The sequence below is a fragment of the Nostoc sp. genome (assembly GCF_036916655.1).
Classification (GTDB): domain Bacteria; phylum Cyanobacteriota; class Cyanobacteriia; order Cyanobacteriales; family Nostocaceae; genus Nostoc.
Window position 1 is genome coordinate 1 of the sequence record NZ_JBALFY010000041.1, and the last position, 26408, is coordinate 26408.

Here is a 26408-nt window from a genome sequence, read left to right on the forward strand (position 1 = left end):
CAGTGGAGTATGCTTTCATTCCAGATACACTTTGCTACAACATTCATCATCTTCCCACATTGTGTATTTCACTCAAGCGAGAACCGCTATAGTAACTTTATTGCACGTCTGTTCGGTTGCCGATGTACAGATTACTGAACTGAGATTACTAATGAAATTGAGCCAGGATCAAGCCACTCATTTCCTTCGTAGTAGTCAAAGTGGTGATGATAGCCTGATTCTGTACTATTGTCAAAATTAAACCAGTCTGCAAAAACTTCCAGTTTCTCTGGTGTTCCTTCAATCTTTAAAGAACTGCCAGCAACCATAACTTTGAGAGAACAATCACTCTTACGAATGAGGAACGAATTTAAACAAGAATCATAATGTGCTGGATCAACTTCATTAGCAGGAATACAAACTTGCACATCCTCAGCTTGAAGCAATTCAATAATCGATTGGTGAATGCTTCTCAAATCTCCCGGTGTACCTGATAGATCAATCTCACCGCCATAATGGTTGTCACTAAAACGGATATGAATCATACTTGTCCATCTCAACCATCCATTACCTTAAGCTGGATTTTTACTATTCCTGTAAAACGGTCTTTGATACAATCCTAGTTTTCTTGAGATCTGCTTCCGAAAGTTCTTCACCAGCTTGCAAGCGAGTGGCTGAAGTTTGCAACACTGTCGCCGCCCCTTTATCTCCGATTTGTAAAGCGGTTTTAGCTGCCGTTTGTAGCATTGTGGCTGCACCAGTGCGATCGCCTTGTTGCAATTTCGCCTCAGCTAACTGGGTTTGGCGATACTTGGCTAATGCTAAAATAGACTGTTGCACCTGGGGATTAGAAGTCGGTTGATACGTCCGCACTACATCTGCATAAACTGGCATCAAGGGCGAAAGTAAACCTTCTTCGTTAACCAACGGGTCATCATAACGGATTTGCAGATGAGCGATCGCTTGTTTACCTTCTGGCAATTGTCCCAGATAAATGTTTGCCAAAACTACCCTTTCCACATCCTGCATCAAATCTCCCAAACGGACAGCAAAGCTACCATCGGCTTCGGATTCCACTGGTAACTCGATTGTGTCTGGGGCAACCTGGGCAATGGGTTTCAATTCTGCTAGTCGGACATTGGGCACTAGAGATAAGAGCAAGTAGGCATTAGTTAGCCCAATCGATTGAATCCGTCCAAACAGTCGGCTAAATTGCTCTAGAGCTTGTTCAGGATGCTCAATATGGGCTAAAGTCCCACCACCGACATCGGCAATTTTTTCTAGCAAATCTTGATTCCAGCTATTGCCAAATCCAAAAGTGTTGATAGTTAGGTTTAGCTTGGCAGCCTTTTGCGCCAGTTTGAGACAGCGCTTGTTGTCATCTCGCCCGATATCCCATTTCCAAATCCGCAAAGCGCTTTCACCATGCCCATCCGTCAGCAGAAACGCCTGGGAAACAGCGCCTCTCGTCCCCTTCATCAATTCTGTAATTCCCAGTTCCAAACCATCAGCGATCGCAGTGCCACCGCTAGCAGTCAGTTTGCTTTTTATTTGAGATTTGATGCTTTCGGGGTCTTCGATCGCTTGGTTAGGGATAATGACTTCCGCAGTGCCAGAAAAAGCCACAACTGAGATGCGATCGCCTGGTTTCAACTGATCGATTAATCCTTCCACTGCCTGGATCACCGTCTTAATTGGTTGTCCATGCATGGAACCACTTCTATCCAAAATCAAGCAAAGATTAAGGGGGAGATTTTGATCGGACTCACCAGCGATGGCAAAAATTGTTATTGCTAGTTGACGTTGGCTACTTGTTTGAGCCACATCAACATTATTGTCATTTAACGCCGAGAGCAATTTAACTTTCATTGGGGAGGGGTATCTTGCAAAATTGTTTTGGAGACAATTCTGGTTTTCTTGCGATCGCTTTCAGATAAATCTCCACCAGATTGTAGCTGGGTGGCAGAAGTTTGCAACACTGTCGCCGCCCCTGTATCTCCCATTTGCAAGGCAGTTTTCGCAGCCGTTTGTAACATTGTCGCCGCACCAGAGCGATCGCCCTGTTGTAATTTCGTCTCGGCTAGCTGGGTTTGGCGATACTTCGCTAATGCTAAAATAGAATGCTGCACCTGGGGATTCAGGTCTGCTTGGTAATTTTTGACTACATGGGCATAAACTGGGATATTTGGTGTAACTAAACCTACTTTGTTGGCAGATGGATCGTCGTAGCGGACTTGCACATTAGCGATCGCTTGTTCACCTGTTGGCAATTGTCCCAAATAAATATTAGCTAAGATTACCCGTTCTGCATCTTTCATTAAATCTCCCAACCGCACAGCGAAACGTCCATCAGTTTCTTGTTGCAGTGGTAACTCAATTGTGTCTGGGGAAACTTGAGCAACCGGTTTGAGTTCCGCTAGCCGGACATTGGGCATCAGGGAGAATAACAGATAAGCGTTAGTCAATCCCACCGTTTGAATGCGGCTGAATAGGCGATTAAACTCTTCCTCTGCCTGTTCGGGTTTTTGAATATAAGATAAAGTACCTAAACCAGCATCAGCAATTTTTTCTAAAACATCTTGGTTCCAATTGTCACCAAATCCCAAAGTGTTCAAAGTCAAATTATAGCTAGCAGCCAATTGAGCAAATTTTAAACAGCGATTATTATCACCGTGTTCATTTTCGCCATCGGTTAAGAGGAAAGCTTGGGAAACAGTATCTTTTTTGCCCTTCGCCAACTCCTCAATCCCCAAGCGTAGTCCTTCATCAATGGAAGTTCCACCATCGGCGGCTAGGCGGTTAATTTGCTGTTTGATTTTTTCTGGATCTTCGATACTTTGACTGGGTACTAAGACTTTGGCACGGTGATCGAAAACTACCACACTGAGGCGATCGCCAGGATTGAGTCGATCTACCAGACGATTCGCTGCTTTTTTGACCGTTTCTAGCGATCGCCCATTCATTGAACCACTATGATCGAGAATTAAGCACAAATTCAGGGGTACATGGCGGTCTTGAGTCTCTGCGATCGCCGAAATCGAAACTCCTAACTGACGCTGACTGTTCAGTTGATTCGCGTCCAAATTACCATCATTCAAGGCAGGCTGCAAGCTAACCTTCATAACTCAAAGTCCTTATTCAGGAGATACATATTAAAAAATAACTTCAAAGCACTACTTTAACTCTACGGAAAACCTATCTAACACAAATACACTAATATAATCAGAATATCTTAGAAGCCAAGCATTGGCAGATGCGAAGCCGCCTTGAGCATTAGGGAGAAATCCGCACCTTGAGGGAGGCGTGCATCGCGCTAGGATGTATTACAGTTAACGGCATAGTTTCAGGCGATCAGTTGCTATGGACATTTCCCCAATTAAGGCTGTTCAAGCCCCATATTACGGCGATAACTTTTACCGGACACCGCCGCCAGATTTACCTTCCCTGTTATTGAAGGAGCGAATTGTCTATATTGGGATGCCACTGGTGCCTGCTGTCACCGAATTAATCGTGGCCGAATTGCTGTTTTTGCAATCCGACGACCCGGAAAAACCGATTAAAATCTATATCAACTCCACCGGCACTTCCGGCTACAGTGGCGAACCCATTGGCTTTGAAACCGAAGCCTTCGCCATTTATGACACCATGAAATATATCAAGCCTCCTATCCACACCATCTGCGTCGGTTCCGCGATGGGTATGGCAGCAATGCTACTCAGTGCTGGTACAAAAGGTTGCCGTGCTAGTTTGCCTCACTCCTCAATTATCCTGCATCAGCCCAAGAGCTACGCCCAAGGTCAAGCAACGGATATTCAAATTCGCGCCAGGGAAGTTTTGGTAAATAAAGGGGCGTTAGTTGATATCTTACATCGCACCACTGGACAGGCCCCAGAAAAAATTACTAAAGACATGGATAGGTTGTTGTATCTGACACCTTATGAAGCGAAGGAATACGGTTTGATTGACCGAGTTTTTGAGAAAGAAGAACTTGCAAATCCCCCACTCCCTGCCAGTGTTCTTTAATTTGTCCTACCCTGCGGGAAGCCGCTGGCGCGTCTATGTCATTTGTCCTTTGTCTTTTGTTAATAACCAAAAATTATTAATGTTAACGACCAATGACTAATGACCAATGACTAATGACTAATGACTAATGACTAATTAAAAACGGAGTAAATTATGCCTATAGGCGTTCCTAAAGTTCCTTACCGGATGCCCGGTGGACAATATACAGATTGGATTAGCATCTATGATCGCCTTTACCGAGAACGGATTATATTCTTGGGGCGTGATATTGATGATGAAATTGCCAATCAAATTATTGCTGTAATGCTGTATCTGGATTCAGACGATCCAGGTAAAGATATTTATTTATACATCAATTCCCCCGGTGGGATGGTTACATCTGGCATGGCGATTTTTGACACCATGCAACATATCAAATCAGATGTAGTGACTATTTGCGTAGGTTTAGCTGCTTCAATGGGGTCTTTCCTGCTGGCAGCTGGCACCAAAGGCAAACGGTTAGCATTGCCGCACTCACGGATTATGATTCACCAGCCTTCAGGTGGCACGCGTGGACAAGCAACCGATATCGAAATTGAAGCTAGAGAGATCCTGCGGATTCGTCATCAGCTTAATGGTATCTATGCCGATAAAACAGGTCAGACCATAGCAAAAATTGAAAAAGATATGGATCGTGACTTTTTCATGTCTGCCGAAGAAGCTAAAGAATACGGTTTAATCGACCGTGTGATTGAAGAACGAACCTCGGTAATAACTGGGGAGTAGGAAGGCAGGGGGCAGGGGGCAGGGAGCAAGGGAGGAGAGTTTTCCCCTCTGCCCCCCGCACCCTGCCCCTCTGCCTCTTTCCCACTCCCCACTCCCCACTCCCTTCTTTAAACAAACTGTCAACATTGAACTTTAAAAAAGCAAATTAGCCCTTATTATTGATAGTTCAGGCGTGAAGCTGATAGCTGATAGCCTCTAGCTGCATATTCGATAGCTCATAGCTCAAGATGGATCTTGGAGATTGCTACCGTTTATTGGGTTTAAGATCGGGAGCTTCTTTTGCTGACATCAAGGCGTCTTATCGACGACTGGCGCAGCAATATCATCCCGATATCAACCCAGATGACAACAAAGCCAAAGATAAATTTATTGCCTTAACAGAGGCTTACAAACTCCTGCTGACAGTAGTACTGCCAGAGGAAACTGCTGCACATTCAAGTCAGGTGTCAACATCTGGGCATGATGATACCAAGGCAACGCAGCGGCAGAAAGCACCAGTAACAACGGTGACAAGCCAAGAATCAGGGAAACCAAAGCCGCCTAATCTGTTGGAAATAGAAGAACGGCTGAAGTGGAAGACTTATGAGCAATTACAGCGATTTTTGCAAGAAAGACGATTTCCCCAAGCGATCGCCCTAGCGGAAGCTTTAGCAGATCGGTTGTCAACAGATGCAGAAGTTCGCCAATGGCTAGCGATCGCTTATCAAATTTGGGGACGGGCGTTAATTTCGGAAAAACAACTACTCAAAGCCAGAATTTATCTCAAAAAAGCTCTGAAGACAGACCCCCATAATAAAAGTCTCTGGTATGAAGTCCAGCGCGATTTTCAACGTTTAGAACAAATTTTTTAAGCTTACAAACTTTTCAATCTTGTTTTCATGTCTAAGAGGCTGTTTGAAAAGTCTAATTTAATACCAACCCTGGCGATTAGAAATCGCGGCTATACAGACAAAACCCACCTCCGTGGGTTGAAGAACTTGATTTTGTGTTAGTCCTCGGAGGCGGACTTCGCCTGTGTAGTAGCGAATTCTATTCGCCCACAACTTTTCAAACATCGTCTAAGAAGGAAATGCTTTTCGTTGCTGGGAACAAGGTAACAAATTACGAATTACGAATTACGAATTACCGCCATTCGCGCAACACTTTTCCCAAGACAGCAATTCCTTCGACAATCTTCTCCGTTGTTTGAAAGCTAAAAGCTAGTCTGATGGCATCATCTCCCTGGCCATTGGCATAGCAGCGAGTTCCTGGTAGAAAGCTGATGCCGTATTCATTGGCAGCAGTTAGGAGTGCTTTGGCGCTGATATGTGGTGGCAATTTACACCAAACGAAAAAGCCGCCACCTGGTCGCAAAGCAACTACATCACTGGGAAACTCGTGAGCGATCGCTTCTAACAACAAATTACACTTATGTTTGTAGCAAGCAATTAGCTCCTGAATGTGATGATCTAGTTTGCCTGTAGCACAGTAGCGAGCGACCACATGGCTGACAAATGGCCCCACAGGCCCCTCACTTTTGAACATTGCCAGCCGTTGAATAATTGCTGGATCGCCGCAAGCCCAACCCAGCCGGATACCAGGCGCAATAATTTTTGAGAAGGTACTCACATATAAAACCCACCCATCCTTGTCAAGGCTTGCCAGAGAGGGCACTGTTTCACCTTGAAATCGCAAATCGCTATAAGCATCGTCTTCCACTACCAGCACACCATATTCAGCCGCTAACGCTACCAGTTTTTGGCGGCGAGATAATGGCATAGTCGCGCCTGTGGGATTATGAAAGGTGGGGATAGTGTAAATAAATCGGGGTCGAATCCCCTGTTTTTTCAAATCGCTCAAAGTTTCTTCTAAAGCGTCCACATCCATTCCTAATTCATCCACAGGAATGCTAATTAGGCGTGCGCCAGCGTGGACAAATCTAGTCACTACTCCCAAGAAGGTTGGCCCTTCCACAATTACCACGTCACCAGGTTCGACAAATACATCTGGTAGCAAACCCAAAATCTGACCAGAACCGTAGCCAATAATCACGCGATCGCGATCAGCAGGGATTCCTTGAGCCTGCAAGCGGACGATAATTTGCTCATAAAGTTGGGCTGAAGGTGGCCCGTAATTGAGAGCGATCGGAGCCTCTTCTGCCAGCACAGCTGCACTTGCAGTAGCCAAGTCGGCATGGGGAAAGAGAATTGGGTCAGCTAAACCATAGGCAAAGCTAACAGTGATAATTTTGGTTAATTCAGTGCCATAAGTTGGTGGTGCGATTTTTATCGCTCGTTCGGCGAATAAATCAGTAATTTGGTAAGCAGAAGTGGTGGGAGGCATAGAGAGGGAGTTGTCTTCTAGGTTAATGTGAAATCAGCATTTTCTCGAACAAATACTAATATTAAAGAGGCAGGAGGACGTTCGCGCAGCCTGTCGTAGACAAGAGGTAATCCCCATAAATAAATTTAGTTGCTCTGAGACCTTGTGGCAGAGGGCAAAAAAAATATTTTCTTCCTCCTGCCCTCTGCCTTTCTTCGGTCAGTTTTATTCTAAGCACTGGCTTCTCTGTGTGAGGTCAAAAAATCTGAAAATCAGTGTCAGGTGAATTAGTGCGATCGCTGCACGAACAAAACTTGGATAGTGGTCTGAATCCCCGAATAATTTTTCCAGTCCCCAGTCCCTTTTTCAACCACATCATATTTGCGAAACCGCCTCACCACCCAAATAAGCATCACGAATTTGCGGGTTATTCAATAATTCACCAGATGAGCCAGACAGCACAATTTGACCATTTTGAAGTACATAACCATAATGAGCAATTTGCAGTGCTAAATTGGCATTTTGTTCAACCATAAATATGGTTACACCCTGCTGATTAATCGTCTCAATTAATTCCAGCACGCGCTCGACATACAAAGGTGAAAGACCCATCGTTGGCTCATCCATGCAAATTAAGCGGGGTCGGCTCATGAGTGCGCGAGCCATTGCTACCATCTGCTGCTCACCGCCGCTAAGTGTCCCCGCACGTTGGCGCAAGCGTCCACCCAGGCGGGGAAAGAGTTCTAGAACCCGCTCAAAGTCTGCATTGATTGTTGCGCGATCGCTACGGGTATAAGCTCCCATTAACAGATTTTCCCGTACTGACATCGCCCCAAATAGCCTTCGCGCCTCTGGTACTGAGGCAATTCCGCGTCGAATTAGTTGTGGCGTGGATAAACCTGTAACAGTCTCGTTGGCGAAGGACACAATACCACTACGGGGACGCACTAAACCCAAAATCACCTTCATGGTGGTTGATTTACCGCTTGCATTGCCACCAAGTAGACAAACAATCTGTCCTTGATTTACTGCCAAGCTTAAATCAAAATGTACCTGTACTGAACCGTAGTAAGTGACAATTCCATCTAGTTTGAGAAGTGCAGTACTCATGTTTCTGCCTCCACTCCCACCATCGCTGCCCCGATTTTGCGATGTCCCAAGTATGCCTCAATTACTTCTGGATGGTTACGCACAAATTGGGGTAACCCTTCAGCAATTTTTTTACCATTATCCATAACCACTACGCGATCGGAAAGCTCCATTACTAGTGACAATTTGTGTTCAATCAGCAAAATTGTCAGACCACCAGCTTTCAGTGTGCGGAGCAATAATAGCATCTCGGCAGTTTCGGTGGGATTCATGCCAGCAGTTGGCTCATCTAGTAACAGCAGACGCGGCTGTAAAGCCAGGGCCCGAGCGATTTCGATGCGCCGACGGTTGGCGTAAGATAGACTATGAGCAGGCAGATTTGCTCGTGGTAAGAGGCGATCGCCAAATAAGCTGAGAATTTTCAGCGCCTCCTGACGTAGTTTTTCTTCTTCTTCCCTAACAGCAGCAGGCTGTACCAGTGCCAATAGTAATTCTGCCAAGGGCCCCAGCAATGGCAATTTGGGACGCACAGCCCGTAGTCTGGTATGGGCACCCACTAGTACGTTATCCAGTACACTGATATTTCCGAAGACTCGCCCATGCTGAAAAGTCCGGGCTAATCCACGGTAGGCGAGTGCTTCTGGGCGCAATCCGACAATTGATTGATTGTAAAATTGGATACTACCTGTGTCTGGTTGGTCTAATCCACTAATTAAGTTAAAAAGTGTAGTTTTGCCTGCACCATTTGGCCCAATTACACTAACTACCTCACCGAGTCCTACCTTGAGGTCGAGGTTATTGACAGCGACTACTCCCCCAAATGAGCGAGAAAGCTTCGCAACTTCCAGGATATTCATATTGTCCCCATCAGTCCTTGGGGACGGAAGCGAATTAATACCACAAGTAATACGCCATAAATCAAGATCCGTTCTTCGACAAAACCCCGAAAGAACTCAGGGAGGATAATTAACAAAATTGCACCGATTACCGCACCGACGGTATTACCCAAACCTCCGAGAATTGCCATTGTCAATCCCAGAATCGAAATCGTGTTATTGAAGGTTTCGGGGTTGATATAAGAGTACATGTGTGCTGTGAACGCCCCACTAATTCCCGCAGCAAAGCTACTAACGGCAAAGACTAGAGTTTTATAGCGATTCAGGCTGATGCCGTAACATTGGGCTGCAACTTCATCTTCGCGGATGGCTCTGAGGGTACGTCCTAAATGCGATCGCACCAGGCGCATTTGCAGCAGTGCTACCAACAACAATAGAATCAGCGCTAGCCAGTAAGTAGCTTGCGGTGTAACAATCTGCTGTCCTACCAAAGTTAGCGGCGGAATGTTATTTAAACCCACAGGGCCAGCCGTCAAACTTTGCCAGTTAAGCAAAATTAAACCAACACTTTCACCAATACCCAAAGTGGCGATCGCTACGTAATGGCCCCGCAGTCGAAATGCAGGTAATATCAACAACGTACCTAAGCCAGCAGTAATTAATCCCGCCGCAGGTAACGCTACCTCAAAGGGCAATCCTAACCTCATCACCAATAGCGCCGAGGCATAGCCACCAATAGCTAATAATCCCGCGTGCCCCAAGGACATTAACCCTGATGTCCCTGCAACCAGTGTGAGGCTGAGAGCTAGCAAACCATACAACCAAGCGTTGGTAAGAGTTTGTAATACATAACCGTTGGAAACAAACAAAGGTAACGCTAAAGCTAGCAAGCTCAAACCCCACACAAGTCTCGGTGGTAAGCGTAACGGCCGACTGATGGCAATAAATGTACCTGTAAGCGGCTCCGGTGGTAGCCCCCGCTTCCCACCAAATAACCCATTGGGAAACAGTACCAATACAATCAACAAGATGATAAAAGCAAACAGATTGCGATAGCTAGCTCCCAACCATGCCACCCCGTAGCTTTCCGTTAGTCCTAGTATTAAACTACCAGCGATCGCACCAGGGATATTACCCAGTCCTCCCAGTAGTGCCGCCGCAAAGCCCTTGAGTCCTGCCTGATAGCCCATTGTCGGAAAAACAACGTTGAAATACATACCCACGAGCATTCCGACAATCCCTGCTAGGGCTGAGGCAATGGCAAAAGTCCCCTGGTTAACTAAATTTACATCCACACCCATCTGCTGCGCCGCATCCCGATCCTGAGCCATTGCCCGGACTGCCCAGCCCAAGCGGGTGAAGCGCAAAAAGCAGTAGAGAAACAACCCACTAGCAAGACTGATTCCAGCAATCAGCAAATCTAGAACACCAATGCTAACTCCAGCAATGGGAATGCGTTCTGAGGGTAGTGGACTGGGAAATGCTTGGGGAAACGGGCCAAAAACGATTTGGGCTGTTTGTTCCAGAATCAAGCTGATACCGAGAGTTGCCAGCAAGGGTGCAATCCGGGCTGAACCGTAGAGTGCCCTTAGTCCAATGCGCTCAATTCCTATCCCCAAACCCCCACAGAAAATAGCCACTAATCCAAAGGTTACTACTAACGGCAAGTGCAACCGAGTGATACATAGCCAACCGACATAAGCACCAGCCATGTGAACTGAGCCGTGGGCAAAATTCAGTACATTTGCCACTCCGAATATCAGCGCTAACCCAATAGCTACTAAGGCATAGAGATTACCAAGTACCAAACCATTGATAGTTTGATCGAGCAAAGCAATACCAATCTGCTCAGACATATACTTGTACCATAGCCTGCGCCAACTTCTTGCCGTCCCAGAGTACGAATTTTCCGTTTTTAATGATTAAGCGCCTATCTACTGGTTTAACTGCCCGCCGTGTTTCTGGATTGAAAGTAACTTTGCCATAAATAACGCTAGGTACATCTTTGAGTTTACCCAGTGATTCTTTAATAGCGGTGCGATCCGGGCCACCCAAGTCAATCGCAGCTGCCACTAACTTAATTGTGTCGTAAGCGTGGACGGCAAAGGAATCTGGTTCCTCATGATATTTAGCATCGAACTTTTTCAAGTATTCCCGTACTTCTGGGCGTGAATCAAAGGGTGAAAAATTGGATGTCAGATAAATGCCTTCTACTGCCTTACCACCAAGTTCGAGAAACTTGGGTGAGTGGTTTGAGCCAGTGGTGACAATTGGTAAGTTGATGCCCAGCGATCGCGCCTGCTGAATAATCAACGCGGCGTCACTATAATATGAAATCAACGCGATTCCATCAGGTTTAGCTTCACGTACACGAGTTAGAGAAGTCCGAAAGTCTTTTTCATCAGCCAAATAAGGTTCTGTGAATAAAATCTCAATGCCGTTTTCTTTAGCTCTTTGAGCAAATAAGTCATAGCTAGTTTTTCCCCAGTCAGTGTTGAGATGGAATACGGCAATCCGCTTTAAACCCAAGGCTTGGATATAATTGGCGTGTAGTGGCGCTCCATCTTTTTGACTAACTGCATTACTCCAGATATAATCACCGCCCTTGGTGAAATCGGGATGGGAGTTAGTAAAGCCAAACTGAACTAGTTTGTTACGTTGATAAATTGGCGATGCAGCCATTGATGCTGGGCTGCTAAAATCTCCCAATTCAATGACAATTTTAGGGTCAGCAACAAATTTCTGAGCAATAACCACAGATTGCTTCGGATCGCTCTGGCTATCTTCAAAAATATATGCCAGCTTACGCCCTTTAATACCGCCAGCCCCATTGATTTCGTCGAGTGCTAAATCAAACCCTTTTTTCCACTGGGCACCATACTGGGCATTATTACCAGTCAATGGGCCACTCACCCCAATGTAAATTGGCTCCGTCGCTGAGGATTGTACTTGTTGAGAACTGGCACTACAAGCGACCACAATAAAAGTTAGCAGTCCAAGTAGTACGTATGTATATAGCGATCGCTGCAAATTTGACAGAAGTGACATTAATCAACCCCTCCGGGAATTAAAATCGAAAATTTCTACAGAGCAATCTCAATAGCTCAAAAAATGTATGTTTACAGGTGTAGATAAAAGCAAAATTAAACTAGTCACGTAGTCGCGGCGATCGCGCAGCTAATACCCAATCTCCAGTTCCTTTTACAAATATGTTGGTTGATTTCCACCATGCTGTAATAGCCTTATCCTGGGGTTGAGAAGCTGGAAATCTCGCTAAAATCATTTAAACTACGGCAAGCTAATCGATTTACCGTTGTATTAACTGAGTAAGAACATCTCACACCTAGCTAGAAAAATCAAGAGGGGTATTGGGCATTGGGCATGGCCCAGATTTCTCACGAGTGAGAAATCCAGGTTTAGCTAGCTTAAAGTATGTGATTCTTCTATGCCTAGAATATGTTTTTTAAGCAAGCGGATTTCTACTGCTAATTCTTGCCGAGTCGAATCTTTGAGCAAATAGCGGAAAGCAAACCAAATTGTGTAACCAAGTCCAATTAATTCGAGAAATGGAGAAACTAGGGGAATATCATTTATGGCCTTGAGTACTGCTAGAAAAATTCTTAGTGCTGTAACTGTTATCACAAGCAACACAAAATAGACGCTGTTGCAGCAAAAAAAAGTCTTGACGGTAATTTTTATTCCAACCTCTTGCCTTATTCACACAAGGTTAACAGCCGCCTCTAACATTTGTATTGTCCCAAGTTCAGCATTTATTTCCACTTCTACACCGATTGGCAAGGTAAATTTATCCTTAATATGACCAATCATGGAACCATACCAAGCGGGAATACCTAAAGGAAGTATGTGTTGTTGCAATACTTGCATTAACGTAAATGACGGTTCATCTCCAAGACTACATTTAGTGCATTGCCCAAAGATAAAACCTCTAATTTGATTCAGTATGCCAGCAGTTTTTAATTGCGTCAGCATCCTATCTATACGATAAACATCCTCGCCAACTTCTTCCACAAACAGAATGCTTTTGTTCCAAGAAGGTAGGTAAGGTGAACCTACCATTGCTGATAGTACTGATAAGTTTCCACCCACAAGTTTACCCCTCGCCTTTCCTGGTGCTATTATCTCCAAGCGTACTTCGCTAGGGTTGAGATTTTGCATAGTTACCGCTTCACCATTAAATAGGATGCGCTTGAAGTAATCTACTGTAAATTGATTCCAGGTAGATGTAGCAACTGGCCCATGAAAAGTAATCATTTGACTACGGGAATTAATTGCTAACAACAGGGTAGTAATATCGCTGTACCCGATGATAATTTTTGGATGGGAACGGATCAGCGAATAGTTGAGTAAGGGTAAAATGCGATTGCAGCCCCAGCCACCACGCATAGGAATAATTGCTTTGATGGTGCGATCGCTAAACATCAAGTTTACATCATCGGCGCGATCGGCATCTTTACCTGCTAAATAGCCGTAATGGTCTAAAATATGCTTCCCCAGCTTGACTTTTAACCCTAACTGTGAAAATGATTGCTGCGCTGCTTCAATATCTTTGGCGTCAACGATACCCGCAGGGGAAATCAATCCTACTGTATCACCAGCTTGCAGGCGAGGCGGCTTGCTGCTGGTGTTTAGAGATGGCTTTCCTTGGGCGGTAAATGATGGTATCTGGGTGGCTAAGGTAGCAAGTCCACAAGTTGTGATAAATTCCCGACGTTTGATAGTCATAACCATTGAGTTGGGGACTAGAGATTGTTTTCCTAATACCCAGTACCCAGTTTGGCAAAGATGTAATTATAACATAATATGCTTGGGTTAAGACTAAAACCCTTTGTCAAAGTCAATTTTTTTAACGTAGACGCAAAGCGCTGCTGAACCCGGAGGGCTTGCCGCAGGCTACCACAGAGACGCAGAGAAGCCAGTGCGTTGGGCGGGTTCCCCGACTTGTTCGCGTAGCGTCTTCCCCTGGGAGAAGCAACTGGCGCGGCACTGAGAGAAGAGACAAATGCTTAACTTAACTGTATTGTGTATAACTAAATACAGTTAAGAATGAGCAACAAAACACTTGTAGAGACGGCGATTTATCGCGTCTCGAAAACCCAAGCGTATTGTAATATTAGGACTTCTAGAAATCAATATTATTGCTGACTACTTAAAATTTGAATAGGAATTTCAATTTGAAATTCAGTCCCCTTACCTAATGCAGAGATACAACTGAGCTTACCCTGATGCTTTTCGACAACTATTTGATAACTGATGGACAACCCTAAACCAGTTCCTTTACCAATAGGTTTAGTAGTGAAGAAAGGATCAAAGATATGTTCTTGAACCTCTGGATTCATACCAGAGCCATTATCTTTAATACTAATTAAAACTCTCTCTTTATCTATAAGTAAAGTCTTAATTTGAATAGTTGGTATCTGGTTTTCAGACTGCCAAGATTGAATATTCTCCTTTAAGGTATAAATTGCGTTATTAAGAATATTCATAAAAACCTGATTCAACTGGTTTACATAACAACTAACCTTTGGTAGGTTACTATAGTCCTTAACTATCTGGATATGAGGTAATTTATTGGGCAGAGTCAACTGATGATTCAGAATCATTAATGTGTTATCTATACCTTCATGAATATCTACAGACTTCATTTTTGCTTCATCTAGTCGTGAGAAGTTCCGTAAGCCAAGAACAATTTCTGTAATTCGCTCACTACCTACTGTCATAGATGTCATTAATTTAGGTAGATCGTCACACAAATACTCTAGATCAATAGTATTTATTTTGGCTGCTATGTTGGGATTTTCTTGAGGATATTGCTCTTGATAAACTGCAATTAAATCTAGTAAATCATTGATGTAGCGATTTGCATATCCGAGATTACCAGCAATAAAACTAATGGGATTGTTAATCTCATGAGCAACCCCCGCTACCATTTGTCCTAAACTCGACATTTTTTCACTGTGAACCAGTTGAGCTTGTGTATGTTGTAAGTCAAGCAGAGCCTTTCTTAATTCAGCTGTTCGTTCTGTAACTTTTCGTTCTAACTCGTTGTTAGCCTTTTGTAAAGCTTCTGCGGCTCTGACGGTTTCTGTTGCAATACTGGCAATATGAGTAGCTGTTTTCAGAATTTCTAGATGATGCGGAGTTGGATGACAGGGAAATTTATGAGATATAGCAAATGTCCCTAAAACTTCACCAATTTGTGAAGTAAAAGGTGATGACCAACAAGCTCTAATATTGTAACTCAAAGCGAAATCTCGAAAATCAGCCCATAAAACATCAGTAGCAATATCATTAGCAAATACTGAATCTCCTCGATAAGCAGCAGTACCACAAGAACCACAACATTCACCAATCATCAAACCATCCACACCCTTAGCAAATTCTTCTGGCAAAGTTGGTGCTGCTCCTCCCCGCAGTTGTCGATTTTCTCGATCTACAACTAAAATTGAGCAATACGCCCCTGGTAATTCTTGCTCTAGCAAAATACAAAGATTATTAAAAATTTCATATAGGTTAACTCCAAAAGTCACTTGTTCTAAAATTTTGCTTTGGGTGTACATTAACGCTTCTGAACGTTTGCGTTCAATCGCTGTTGCTAAGATATGGGTTACAGATTGCAAAAAATGAACATCATCTGAAGAAAAATCTCTCGCCTCACTAGCATATACTTCTAGGAAACCTAAAGCTTTACCTGCACCAGGAATTAATACACTCAAACCAGTAACGCTATCTGGAGGAGAAGGGATAGTTAAATCATCTATCTCACAAAAGGGCGTGTTGAGCTTAATAATTGGCTGAGTATTCTCTAATAATTGTTGGACTTGTTGATTAGTTGTGATATTAATCTCGGTAGAGTCTGTTTCTAAGGGTGTTTCTCCAACGCTAGCGACTTTACGTAAAGAGTTACTATCTGAAAGTAGTTGCCAAATTCGACTATATTTTATATCTAGTATTTGAGCTACTAACACAATTGTATCTTGGAACAAATACGACAATTCAACCCCTGAAAGTGCTTTTTGTCCTAGTGCATTCACTGCGGCTTGATAGCTGAAACCCATTGATAAATTATCAGCTTTATACCAGTTGTTGTTTGAATCAGTTGTTTTGCTTGATGTCTCTAAATTTAAGTTCATAAACAAAGTATTATCTTATCTGTGTATCTAATGCTCCCCTAAAAAAGGTTTAAATTCAACCCGATATTAAGAAATTTAAGAAAATAGAATAATTTATAAATCAAAGATAAAGTAGGGGGCAAACTAAATACATTTAAATTATTAAACATATTTCCCCCTAAGTACTTTCTCGTAATATTTTTCAAAGAGTCATCTGGATTCCTATATAAAATCTGTATTACCAATTACGGGCAAAAGATTGTCATATAATTGCATCGCCTGCAAACAAGTATTAATACTAGAAGTGGCTGAATTATATGCGCCAATATTTTCTTCAACAATATTTAATAATCGGCGATTATTCGCAATTTTTTCTTCAGCTTCTTGTTCTAGTGTTTTCTCTAGATAAGCACGCGCCTGTGGATATTGCTGCAAAATCTCATCTGCTTGCTGATCTGCCATTGGTAACAACTGAGTTTTGAGTGTTTGGTTGATGGTTTGACGGAAAGACTTACGAATAGTTTGGGAAACTTTGGGTTCAAAATCTAACTTTAATAACTGTCTAATTGCTGGTTCTGCTTCTATGATACTTTCAGCGTCATAACCTTGAGAAGTTTGTGATAAAGTTTGGCGAAATTGATATATAGAAAAAGTACCTTCATCGTAAAATCTGGGGCTTTCTCGCACGAAGCGATCGCACTCTACGCTAGCTGCACTAACTAAGGCTTGACTAACTTGTTTTTCTAAATTTCTCATCTCTTGTTCAATGCCGCCATCACAATCTAATAAACGATACAATTGGCGATAGTATTCTGACTTACGAATCTTTTCAATCAACCGCTGAAAATAATTTGCAACTAACTGCTGAGAAGATTCAACCAAAATATCTTCTAATTGATTTGCTAAGTAATAAAATGCCTCTACTAAAATAGCAATCAAAGGTGCAGTGGCGTTGCGGGGATGGCTGATGGTTGCACGTCGATAAGCATAAGCTACAGAAAAAGTATCTAGCAATTCATCTAGACGGCGAATCATTCGTGATTGCAATTGCTTAAAATCTGCTTCAAAACTATCACAAGAATTATTAATTACATGGTTAACTTCTTCTGTGATATGCTCACTAAAATCTTTGCCAATTTGTTGGAGTTGCTGATTTAGTCCTTGCAATTCTTGCGCCTTCATCGTCTCAATTTCTTGAGGCTGACTATCTAAATTGCGTTGGACACTCTGATAATGTTTCTTCAGTTTAATACAAATATCTTCCAAATCATCAGCGAGATTTTTAAATAATTGTGGGCGCTTTTCTTCGGTAAGATAGCGAGTAATTGCTGTCCGAAATTCTTCAGTACCACTATCTTGAATTAGCTGTTGTGTTAGTTCATTTCCCCAATCTCCCAAAATCCGCACATAATTTTGATTTGGGGTTTCAAAGCCATTCACAGAGACACGAAATTTAGTGGAAGACAGTTTTCCTGAATTTACACAGTAATTGTTAAACGCATAGACAAATTGTGGTGTTTCTTCTTTACCATCTAAACCTTTGATACTTTCTGCGAAAACAGAGTCTAAACCAAATCTATCTTTTTGGCTTGTCTGTTTAATCTGACTGCCGTAAAATCCTAATAATCCACTGGTTTTATAAACCTTGCTGGAATTGTGAAACTGCCCGCTAATTAAATCGTCTAATCGTTGTCGTAGTTGGGTATTGTACCAAGTCTCATCGATGCGGTTGAAGATATAGAAGACGCGATCGCGTACTCCGGTGTTCTCTCGCATTAATTCCAAAAGTTCGGTTTCTTCTTTTGTCATCTCACCCGCTGAAGCAGGCTTTAACACACACACCACTGCTGAAGTATCAGGATGTTGAATTTTGGCATAAGTTAGCTGTGCATCCTTTTCTACTGGGGCATCGATACCAGGAGTGTCAATAATTACATTACCATCTTGCAGTAGTGAGTGATTACAGTAATATTCTATTCGCTTCAATACGGCACTGTTAGAACCACGACGGGCATATCCCGCAGCTTCCTTGAGGTTAGAAAAATTAAATTGCTCCATTGAATATGTAGCATTAGTTACAGTGTTGATGCGATCGCGGTTTGCCCAATATCCCTGTAGCAACAACATTAACGCCTTCGCCTGTTTTGCACGTTCTGATTTACTCTCACCACCTTCCTGCTGAATAATTGCTTCAGAATCTTCACGTAGCAAGTTAATTACATCATGTTGGTTGATATTAGCGACTATTTTAAATTCTAAGTGCTGACACAAAGAAGCTACTTGTTCGCGAATCTCTGCTTCACTTAAAAAAGTTAAAACAACACGTTCTTTATCTACTTCTGCATACTCGATTTTGCATTCTGTACCTGTAGCATGTCCCTCTGCACTGTAGAGTAATTCCCTCTCTAGTAGTGCATTAATTAGCATTGATTTGCCAGCACTAAACGCACCTGCAAACACAATCTCAAACTTGGGAGAAATCGCTTTACTTAAAGAAGTTTGTACAGGTGTAATATCTTCAGAACATAGGGTTGGTTCTTGTTGTAAAAGTTGTAATATAGATTCAACCTGCTCTTTCAAATTTTTGCACTGAAGCGGAAAATCTAACATATTTGGCATCCTGATAATACTTATCTATATATTAGTAATATTTATTGTCTTGATGGTTCAGTAAAAATCCTGATAATTTTCACATAGTTTAATTGCTGGATATTACTTAAACAACCAATTAATGACTATTGACTAATGAAAGTTTTTGCGATCAGATTGAAACCCCACGAGGATTTAAGACAAAGCTTAAAGAATTTTGTCAAACAGGAAAATATCAAAGCAGGATTTATATTAAGTGCCATTGGTAGCCTAGAAGCAGCAAAAATTCGCTTTGCTAATCAAGACGTTAGTACAGTGTTAACTGGAAAATTTGAAATCATCGCTCTCAACGGTACAATAGCAACTACAGGTGTGCATTTGCACATTGCTATTTCTGATCGAGAAGGCAAAACTATCGGTGGACATCTCGACGATGGATGCATTATTTACACAACTGCTGAAATCGTTATTGGTGCAAGTGAGAAATTTACTTTTAATAGAACTTTTGACCAAGAAACAGGTTATCAAGAACTAGAAATTATCGAACAGAACTCAGTAGTCAGAAGTCAGAATCCAGAATGAATTTTGTACGACTGACGGATACGCAGCGTTAGCGAGTCAGACGCTCAAGGATTCGCTTTGCGTGATATCAGAGTTATTGACTATCTATCTTTATAGATTGTTAAACACCACACAAATATTAACATTATGTAATGTACTAGACAGATACAATAGAAAATGGTTAAAAATTATTGCTAGCTACAAGATTGTTGTGCTTACGGCTAAAGTAAAACAAAATCTTTAAGTCGGCATTTGTTGTTAGACAAAATTGAAATGTAATTTGTTATGCAACCTTCTCTGCCTCTTGCTGGCTTAAATATTCTTGTAGTTGAAGATGATGATGATATTCGCTTTTTTATTACTACAGTATTAGAAGCAGATGGAGCCACCATTGTAGCAGTTCCATCAGCACCAGCAGCACGGGAAGTCTTACCCCAATTGCAACCTGATGTCTTAATTTGTGATATAGGTATGCCTGGCGAGGATGGCTACACTTTTATCCGAAAAATACGGGCGCTTAAGCCAGATATGGGTGGAAAAGTTCCAGCTATTGCCTTAACTGCTTATGGCGATAGCGAGAACCGGATTCGCGCTTTGGAAGCTGGATTTCAGACTCATGTATCTAAGCCAGTTTCTCCAGGAGAACTAGTTGAGATTGTCGCTAATTTGTTTGCTTCTTGTAATTGGTAATCAGATCATATTTTTATCAAGTTGAGAAACTAAACCCAACATATTACAACGTTTGTTGGGTTTAACTTTGTTCCACCCAACTACTAAGGGACTAACAATTAAAAAAATATCCAATTAACTCTTGTGGGGTGGGCATCTTGCCCGCCCAGTGCATAAGGTGGGCATCTTGCCCACCCCACAATATTGGATAATTTATTTCTTGGATTTCCCTAATATTCTTAACTGCCTCCTCATCTCTTTTGAGGGACTAATACAGGCAGTTGGCGGGCACCGGCTACAAATTTGGCGTGTTGTCCAACAGTCAAAACATTAAACTGACTGGATATAATTTCTAAACTTTTGTTTACTATTGCCAGCTTTTTGTAGGTAGGGACACTCATACCAGGAAAGAATGATAATTCTGGCACATCCTCTTGACTGATAAAGTCTGTGGGATGGAGTAGCAAAGAAGGCTGGACGCGTGTAAGTTTACACAGCCACAGAGCAATTCGCAAGTAGAGTAAAGCCAATTCTGAAGAAAATGTACTCAGAAACATGATGTAACTGAAGTGAATTGGCACTTTAAAAATGGGCATGGTGGTAACGGGAATCTCTGTTAGTTTATCCTTACCCAGATGCCATTGATAAGGTTTTAGAGGCTGCAAACCCTCTTTAAAACCGCCAAAAAGCGCTTCCCGTTTCTTACGTTCTTCTTTGCTTAATTTACAGGTTATTAAATAATAGGCTCGTGCTATTGGCCCCAAAAATGTGGGAAAAGTTGAAGCATCATATTCGTATCCCCGTCGTGCTAGAACTTTTAATACTGCTGGAGAGAAACTGTATCCTGGCCCTCGAAAACCGATAGGATGCTGATGAGTGACGCGTTTGATATGTTGTTCGGCGAGGGCCACTTCTTCTTCAATTTCATTCTCTGAATATAAATGTAGCCAAGGATCGTGATAAAATGAATGATTGCCAATTTCGTGACCGGCATTCGCGATCGCTTGTATAGCCTTAGTATTCTTTTCTAGCGCTGCATCCTGACCTACAATGAACACTGTGATTGTCAAATCCCATTGTTGAAGAATATCTAAGAAACGAGGCACTGCGATATCTAGGTAAGATGGGAAAGTCTCCCAACCGGAAGCGCCCTGATTTTTTAAATAAGACCAAATATTATCCAAGTCTAAAGAAAGACTGGCTATTGGTCTATTTCCTTTTTGCTTGGTTTTCATTATTAGTTCAAGTATTTGGACAATTTTAAGGGTAAATATAGTCTTAGGTTTGGGCTTTATCGGTAAAGTTTCATACTTCCAATTAGAGATGTTTTCAGTGTAAACCTTATGTCAAAAGGTTTACTGGTTCTGAACTTTAAGAACAGCATTCTGCGGGCGTAGCCTATAGTAGACATCGCTGAGATTAGTGTCCCATATTTATAAAGAAATTCTGCTTCTCTGAAAATATTCCGGGTGAATTTAGATAATAATTTTCTTTCTAGCGCTGCTTTGACTCGACTCGATCAGTTTTTCGGACAATTTTTTACCCTCATACTTAGGTACTGGTAATTAATATATCATAACTAAGATACATTTCAACTTATACAAGCAAGTTTTAGCAAGTAATGATTTGGGTGTTGAGTTTATACAATCGCCTGAAATCAAAAGCAATCATACAAAAATTTGATTCACATCTTAGATATTGATTTGCTGCTTCTGGGTCAAACACATTGCAATTCCTTTTTCGTAGTAAGCTGCTTCATTAATAAAAATCGGCCAAACGGTAGATGCACCCTCATAAACAATTGTTTTACCATCAAAGGCTATAAAAATTGGATCTCCGGGATTCAAGGCTTGATAATCATTGTCCTGAAGCTCTGGATGAATCATCCCAAAGATTGTTCCATCGGATTTTTTTGGGTAGTCCACAGTTGATAAGTGGTCATAGAGAACCAACGTTTCGTTATTTGATGGGATTTCACCCTGGTTAAACTGTTCTAGATAGTCTAGAAGCGCGTGAACAAGTTCCTCTGTTTGTTGGAATAATGTTGCTTTTAAGATACCTTGGGCAATCGGCCCAACCTCGAACGCAAAGCCTAATTCGCACAGAGAATTTACAAATGGGTTTTCTTCAACAGATTGAAATGAACAGCGATAAATTCTAACCAAAGGATTAATCCGGCTTAGATAAGCAGCCAATTTCAAGTTTAAGGGATGATTGTTTACCAAAATAATTGTCAAACCCATATTAGCTGTACTGCTGTGCAAGTCTAAGATGAAATCTGCTTGTTTATCCCCATTTGATGTTAGAGCATTCTGGATTAATTTAGCTTGCAATTCTTCATAACTTTTCAGAGTTGGATCTTGTAAATCTTCCTTGAGAAAACAGCGATTTAAATCTTTCTCTACATATCGTCTCCTGGCGGCAAAAGCATTGGGATTTGCTAATAGAGTGACTGTCTTAAAACTCGATCTAGTAATTAAATCAGGAAACTGGGCAAATTTTTGGATCAGGTAAGCTCCTGTAAACTCATTGCCATGAGTTCCACCGACAATTGCAACTCGATTAATCTGGTTCATAAAGCATTCACCTTACCAATGCGATCGCGATCGTGTGGTTGATTAAGATAGGACATATCAGGGCCATTGGGAATAATACCGCCGGGGTTGAGTGGAAATAAGTTTCCGTAATAGTCCCGCTTCACGGTTTCTACGTCGCAAGTCTCAGCCACACCTGGAAGCTGATACAAATCGCGCAGATAAGCTCCGAGATTATGATAGTCTCGAATTCGCTGCTTATTGCATTTAAACAGCCCATAGTAGGCACTATCAAATCGAAATAAGGTTGTGAATAACCGCACATCTGCAAGTGTCAGATGTTCACCGCAGAGATAGCGATTAGTCTGCAATGCAAGCTCAATTTCATCAAGAGTTGCGAACAATTCATTACAGGCTTGATTGTATGCTTCTTGAGTCTGGGCAAAGCCGCAGCGATACACACCGTTATTTACCGCGTGATAAATCTTCTCATTCCACCAGTCAATTTTCTCTTTAAGTTCTTCTGGGTAAAGATTTAGCGTCGGATTGTTGGCGAACTCGTTAAACTCAGAGTTCAGCATGACAATAATCTCTGAACTCTCATTATTGACGATCGCTTTTGTTTGGTTATCCCATAATACTGGAACTGTAGAGCGTCCACTGTAGCCGGGTTCTGCCTTCTGATAAAATTCAGCTAGTGTCCGACAACCTTCAACTTCATCGTTAAATATCCAACCGCCTTCAATGGGAGAAGGAGAGACGATACACACTGATATTACCGCTTCGAGTTTTTTGAGCGATCGCACAACCAAAGTTCGATGCGCCCAAGGACAACCCAATCCAACATAGAGTTTGTAGCGCCCCGTTGCTGCTGGGTGGGGATTTCCTTCGTCTGTGCCGATGAACTTGCGAAACTGGCTATTAGGACGAATATATGCTCCAGACTGATTGCGAGGAGCAAGGTTTGACATCATTATCTGCCACATAGTCGTCCAGACAAACTTTCCTACCCAGATAATCAGCTTGGGAGGAAGCGACTTACCTTTCTTCTTGGGGAGCTTTTTCTCGTCATCCATTGGAGTTGAGTTAGTCATGGCGACAATTTTGCTTTGGGAGCGATCGACGTACCTTCAGATTTCTTACTTTAACTCTACTACGCTTTGCATGAACTATTGGAGCTATATGACAATATTGTTGATACCGATATCGATTTAAAGACAACTCATAAGCTAGCGATCACTTATTTTTAAGAATAGTTTATTCTGTTTCAGAATCTCTATCCACCTTGTAAGCCTGTAATAAATATTCTCCATTGAAGTGAATGAGATGAGTAGAATCTTCCGCAACCCAAACATCCGTTTCCCAAGCAATTTCAGCCAAATACTCCACCATTGCTTTCCGACTTAAAAAGGTTGTTACCATTACAATGGGAATTTTTATATCGGCAAAGATAACTTCAAGTTCTTTCTTTCGTTTAGGGTTAATTGGGCCATGAGAAGTTACAGCTTCAATTAAAACAAGCCAATCATTTTTTAGATAATGGATAATCACATCAGGCATTTTTCCATGAGAATCGATAGTAACACCTAAATCTCTCAATGCCACTTCATTAAAATGCGCGAATTTCTCATCTGTATCACCAACATAAATCAGTTTTGCTCCAGGTGTAAAACGTTCTGCAAAGTCCTTAATAATCTTTTCGATCAGAATATTCTGTCCACCTGGCGATAGAGTTTTCACCTCTCCTTCAATTACTATCGGAATACGTGATAGTTCCCGTTCTTGAGCATATCGTTTTTTCAAAGTTTCAACTGAAGCTAGGTAAGTATGAATACTCTTTTTCCATTCAGTAGTTCCATAAGTACGTAAGAGTTCAAGCGCACTTTCTTCAATCTGATATACTGTTTTAGGGCTATTAACGGGGCGTTCAGGTGCATCTGGATTTACAATTATCAAAGCCGCATCTAAGAATTGATGGACTGTTTGGCGGCGAACAGTTTCCCGTGTATTAGGTTTATATGTTTTGCCATAGTGCAGTGCCATAAATTCCATCATTGGCGTAATTCCCATTAATGGAAATGCAGCAGTTTCCCAAGAATCTGTTGGCTTTAAGTTAAGTAGAGCCAGCAGGGTTAAGGCTGAACGCTCATTAAGTTGTGCCCGTGGAAGTCCAAGTTCAATTAGAATTTGGAGTGCTTCATCAATACGGGTTTTAATTATTAAGGGGTTGTTTTCAGACTGATTGCTCATACTCAGTAACTCTTCTTGCAAAAGTTGATCAATTTCTTTTTGTGATGGAAAATGCTCAGTAATATATAGCCCTACGTTCATTAGTTGTGCTATTGTCGGATATTTTAAATTTCGTAAATCGGTTGCATTAACCTGAGTATGTCCATTAAATAGCCGAAAAAATGCGTCAACGAGGCTAGAGTTAAGATATGCAGCAAGACCACGTGCTAGGGTAAGATTAAGTCCTCCTCCGTCCTTGTGAAAATAATTCAGGTGATTTTCAAAACCTACCCAAGAACAATTAATTTGATTAGCATCATATACAACGGCAACAACTCGTTTTTTTTCCTCTTTTGAGGAGAATCGTTTAGTTAAAACATAATGTTCATTGGGTACTAAAAGAGAGATAGTTTCTTCTGCATAGACCAGAGCTTGGTGTTTTTTAGTTACTTTGGGATAATCAACATATCCTGCTGAAAAATTCAATGGATAAATCAAGGGGACAGTATCTTCTTTTGGCATTAAACACAGATATTCTTTAGCACGAAAATCTACAACCCGCCCAGTTGATACGGTTAATTCTAGGTCTTTTAATGTGCAGGTAAAATTAGCCATTTTTTTAATGACCTCCTGACTTAATGTATCGGCGATAATGTGGATAAATTGTTGTGAGTCGTTGGGAAGAACTATCTCTGTATAAGCTAATGAATTGGACAAAATGAAATCATCATCAGCATTTGAACTTGTACTGATGATTACATGGTCAAATTTTGGTTTTTGTTTAACAGCATGAATAATAATTGTTTCCTGCAAAACTTCATCATCACTAAAAGCCTCCTGTCTGGAATCAAAAAGATGTATCTGGTCTAAAGCCATGATTTCCAAAAACATTCTGCGGAAGTCTCGAAAATATGGCCCATTACAGAAACTACGCGGCGAAATAGCTACAAGCTCTCCTTTTGATTCAAGAAGCTGAACTGTCGCAGCGATAAAACCTGTATATAGATTGCTGGTTTCTAATCCTATAGAACGTAACAAATCACGAACTTTGGAATGAGCGTTAATTTTTAAATATGGGGGATTGAGAATAGCGTGGGTAAATCTGTAATTGTCAGGATTATCGAATAAACTAGGGCCAAGAAGTCTGACTGCATCCTCAATAAAATCCGTATTCCGGATCTCATAGTTTAAAGATATCCCAGCTATTTGACATTCTCTATCACATAATTTCAATGTCTGATGCAAATACCCAATCAGAAAAGGATCGATTTCATAGGCAACAATATCTAAATTAGCTGGACGTTTTTGGCTGTGACAAAGTTTAGCTACAAAGGCTGCAAGTAATGAGCCAACTCCTGCTCCAGCATCAAGTAGAGATATTTGAGGACGAGCGTATTCGCCAAACATCCCAACCATTAATTCTGCGACTGGAGCAGGTGTCAAAAATTGGCCTAGTTTTCCTTTTTGCTTTTGATCCTGTTTCAAGGTTGCAGCAATCCTCAGAAAGTCTACTTCACCGAGCAAGTTTCTGGCAGAACATTTCGACAAGCTTTTGAATTCCAACGGCTTGTGATGATTGTCTGTAGACTCTCTACTGCTTGATTGGAACATCACGGCTCATTTTCACAGAACAAAAACCAACTTTATCAGGTTTTGAATTTACGCCATGATATTTTAAGGACAACTGATGCAAGAAGCGTCCC

23 protein-coding genes are annotated in these 26408 nt (G+C 41.8%); 5 read left to right on the forward strand and 18 right to left on the reverse strand.

What is annotated here, in order from left to right:
- Positions 1-131: 131 nt before the first annotated feature.
- Genes V7L31_RS11345 through V7L31_RS11355 form a run of 3 tightly spaced genes read right to left on the reverse strand, consistent with a single transcriptional unit; the run spans position 132 to position 3101 of the window.
- The gene (locus V7L31_RS11345; protein WP_334696311.1) at positions 132-524 is read right to left on the reverse strand and encodes an Imm32 family immunity protein; all 393 of its coding nucleotides are present in this window, start codon (positions 522-524) and stop codon (positions 132-134) included.
- 43 nt (positions 525-567) lie between these two features.
- Complete coding sequence (locus V7L31_RS11350; RefSeq protein WP_334696312.1) at positions 568-1848, reverse strand: vWA domain-containing protein; 1281 nt, start codon at positions 1846-1848, stop codon at positions 568-570.
- Positions 1845-3101 (reverse strand): vWA domain-containing protein, encoded by a 1257-nt coding sequence (locus tag V7L31_RS11355; protein ID WP_334696313.1) that lies wholly within the window; start codon positions 3099-3101, stop codon positions 1845-1847. Before V7L31_RS11355 ends, V7L31_RS11350 begins: the two co-directional genes overlap by 4 nt.
- A 238-nt stretch (positions 3102-3339) precedes the next feature.
- On the opposite strand from V7L31_RS11355, the gene V7L31_RS11360 reads away from it, so the two are divergent.
- From V7L31_RS11360 to V7L31_RS11370, 3 genes are all read left to right on the forward strand, one after another.
- Complete coding sequence (locus V7L31_RS11360) at positions 3340-4002, forward strand: ATP-dependent Clp protease proteolytic subunit (RefSeq protein ID WP_179067383.1); 663 nt, start codon at positions 3340-3342, stop codon at positions 4000-4002.
- Between the two features lie 153 nt (positions 4003-4155).
- The gene (locus V7L31_RS11365; protein ID WP_334696314.1) at positions 4156-4767 is read left to right on the forward strand and encodes an ATP-dependent Clp protease proteolytic subunit; all 612 of its coding nucleotides are present in this window, start codon (positions 4156-4158) and stop codon (positions 4765-4767) included.
- 227 nt (positions 4768-4994) lie between these two features.
- Positions 4995-5618, forward strand: a complete 624-nt coding sequence (locus V7L31_RS11370) for a J domain-containing protein (protein WP_334696315.1) — start codon at positions 4995-4997, stop codon at positions 5616-5618.
- 57 nt (positions 5619-5675) lie between these two features.
- On the opposite strand, the gene V7L31_RS11375 is transcribed toward V7L31_RS11370, so the two are convergent.
- The 11 genes from V7L31_RS11375 to V7L31_RS11425 all read right to left on the reverse strand — a co-directional run bounded on the left by V7L31_RS11375 (position 5676) and on the right by V7L31_RS11425 (position 18733).
- Positions 5676-5822 carry a hypothetical protein gene (locus V7L31_RS11375; protein ID WP_334696316.1) on the reverse strand — a complete coding sequence of 49 codons (147 nt, stop codon included), beginning with the start codon at positions 5820-5822 and terminating at the stop codon, positions 5676-5678.
- A 67-nt stretch (positions 5823-5889) separates the two neighbouring features.
- Positions 5890-7089 carry an aminotransferase-like domain-containing protein gene (locus V7L31_RS11380; protein WP_334696317.1) on the reverse strand — a complete coding sequence of 400 codons (1200 nt, stop codon included), beginning with the start codon at positions 7087-7089 and terminating at the stop codon, positions 5890-5892.
- Between the two features lie 354 nt (positions 7090-7443).
- Entirely contained in the window at positions 7444-8178 is a 735-nt protein-coding gene (locus V7L31_RS11385) for an ABC transporter ATP-binding protein (RefSeq protein WP_334696318.1), read from the reverse strand.
- The gene (locus V7L31_RS11390; RefSeq protein WP_334696319.1) at positions 8175-9014 is read right to left on the reverse strand and encodes an ABC transporter ATP-binding protein; all 840 of its coding nucleotides are present in this window, start codon (positions 9012-9014) and stop codon (positions 8175-8177) included. Before V7L31_RS11390 ends, V7L31_RS11385 begins: the two co-directional genes overlap by 4 nt.
- Positions 9011-10849 carry an ABC transporter permease gene (locus V7L31_RS11395; RefSeq protein ID WP_334696320.1) on the reverse strand — a complete coding sequence of 613 codons (1839 nt, stop codon included), beginning with the start codon at positions 10847-10849 and terminating at the stop codon, positions 9011-9013. The genes V7L31_RS11390 and V7L31_RS11395 overlap by 4 nt, the downstream gene beginning before the upstream one ends.
- Positions 10842-12041 (reverse strand): ABC transporter substrate-binding protein, encoded by a 1200-nt coding sequence (locus V7L31_RS11400; protein ID WP_334696321.1) that lies wholly within the window; start codon positions 12039-12041, stop codon positions 10842-10844. The genes V7L31_RS11395 and V7L31_RS11400 overlap by 8 nt, the downstream gene beginning before the upstream one ends.
- A gap of 100 nt (positions 12042-12141) precedes the next feature.
- Positions 12142-12276 (reverse strand): hypothetical protein, encoded by a 135-nt coding sequence (locus tag V7L31_RS11405; protein WP_334696322.1) that lies wholly within the window; start codon positions 12274-12276, stop codon positions 12142-12144.
- Between the two features lie 137 nt (positions 12277-12413).
- Positions 12414-12635 (reverse strand): CAAD domain-containing protein, encoded by a 222-nt coding sequence (locus V7L31_RS11410; RefSeq protein WP_334696323.1) that lies wholly within the window; start codon positions 12633-12635, stop codon positions 12414-12416.
- Positions 12636-12710: 75 nt separating this feature from the next.
- Complete coding sequence (locus V7L31_RS11415; protein WP_334696324.1) at positions 12711-13736, reverse strand: S66 peptidase family protein; 1026 nt, start codon at positions 13734-13736, stop codon at positions 12711-12713.
- A 410-nt stretch (positions 13737-14146) separates the two neighbouring features.
- Entirely contained in the window at positions 14147-16144 is a 1998-nt protein-coding gene (locus V7L31_RS11420) for a GAF domain-containing sensor histidine kinase (RefSeq protein WP_334696325.1), read from the reverse strand.
- Positions 16145-16345: 201 nt separating this feature from the next.
- The gene (locus V7L31_RS11425; RefSeq protein ID WP_334696326.1) at positions 16346-18733 is read right to left on the reverse strand and encodes a dynamin-like GTPase family protein; all 2388 of its coding nucleotides are present in this window, start codon (positions 18731-18733) and stop codon (positions 16346-16348) included.
- A gap of 135 nt (positions 18734-18868) precedes the next feature.
- On the opposite strand from V7L31_RS11425, the gene V7L31_RS11430 reads away from it, so the two are divergent.
- Positions 18869-19294, forward strand: coding sequence for a PPC domain-containing DNA-binding protein (locus tag V7L31_RS11430; protein WP_334696327.1), 426 nt, complete (start codon positions 18869-18871; stop codon positions 19292-19294).
- A 264-nt stretch (positions 19295-19558) separates the two neighbouring features.
- Positions 19559-19963: a response regulator gene (locus tag V7L31_RS11435; protein WP_179067364.1), complete on the forward strand. Its 405-nt coding sequence runs from the start codon at positions 19559-19561 to the stop codon at positions 19961-19963.
- 230 nt (positions 19964-20193) lie between these two features.
- Here the strand turns inward: V7L31_RS11435 and V7L31_RS11440 are convergent, their stop codons facing one another.
- The 4 genes from V7L31_RS11440 to V7L31_RS11455 all read right to left on the reverse strand — a co-directional run bounded on the left by V7L31_RS11440 (position 20194) and on the right by V7L31_RS11455 (position 26190).
- Entirely contained in the window at positions 20194-21177 is a 984-nt protein-coding gene (locus tag V7L31_RS11440) for a polysaccharide deacetylase family protein (protein WP_334696328.1), read from the reverse strand.
- 456 nt (positions 21178-21633) lie between these two features.
- Positions 21634-22518 (reverse strand): aspartoacylase, encoded by an 885-nt coding sequence (locus V7L31_RS11445; RefSeq protein ID WP_334696329.1) that lies wholly within the window; start codon positions 22516-22518, stop codon positions 21634-21636.
- The gene (locus tag V7L31_RS11450) at positions 22515-23570 is read right to left on the reverse strand and encodes a glutathione S-transferase family protein (protein WP_334696330.1); all 1056 of its coding nucleotides are present in this window, start codon (positions 23568-23570) and stop codon (positions 22515-22517) included. The genes V7L31_RS11445 and V7L31_RS11450 overlap by 4 nt, the downstream gene beginning before the upstream one ends.
- Positions 23571-23733: 163 nt before the next feature.
- Positions 23734-26190 (reverse strand): BsuBI/PstI family type II restriction endonuclease, encoded by a 2457-nt coding sequence (locus V7L31_RS11455; RefSeq protein WP_334696331.1) that lies wholly within the window; start codon positions 26188-26190, stop codon positions 23734-23736.
- Positions 26191-26408: the final 218 nt, after the last annotated feature.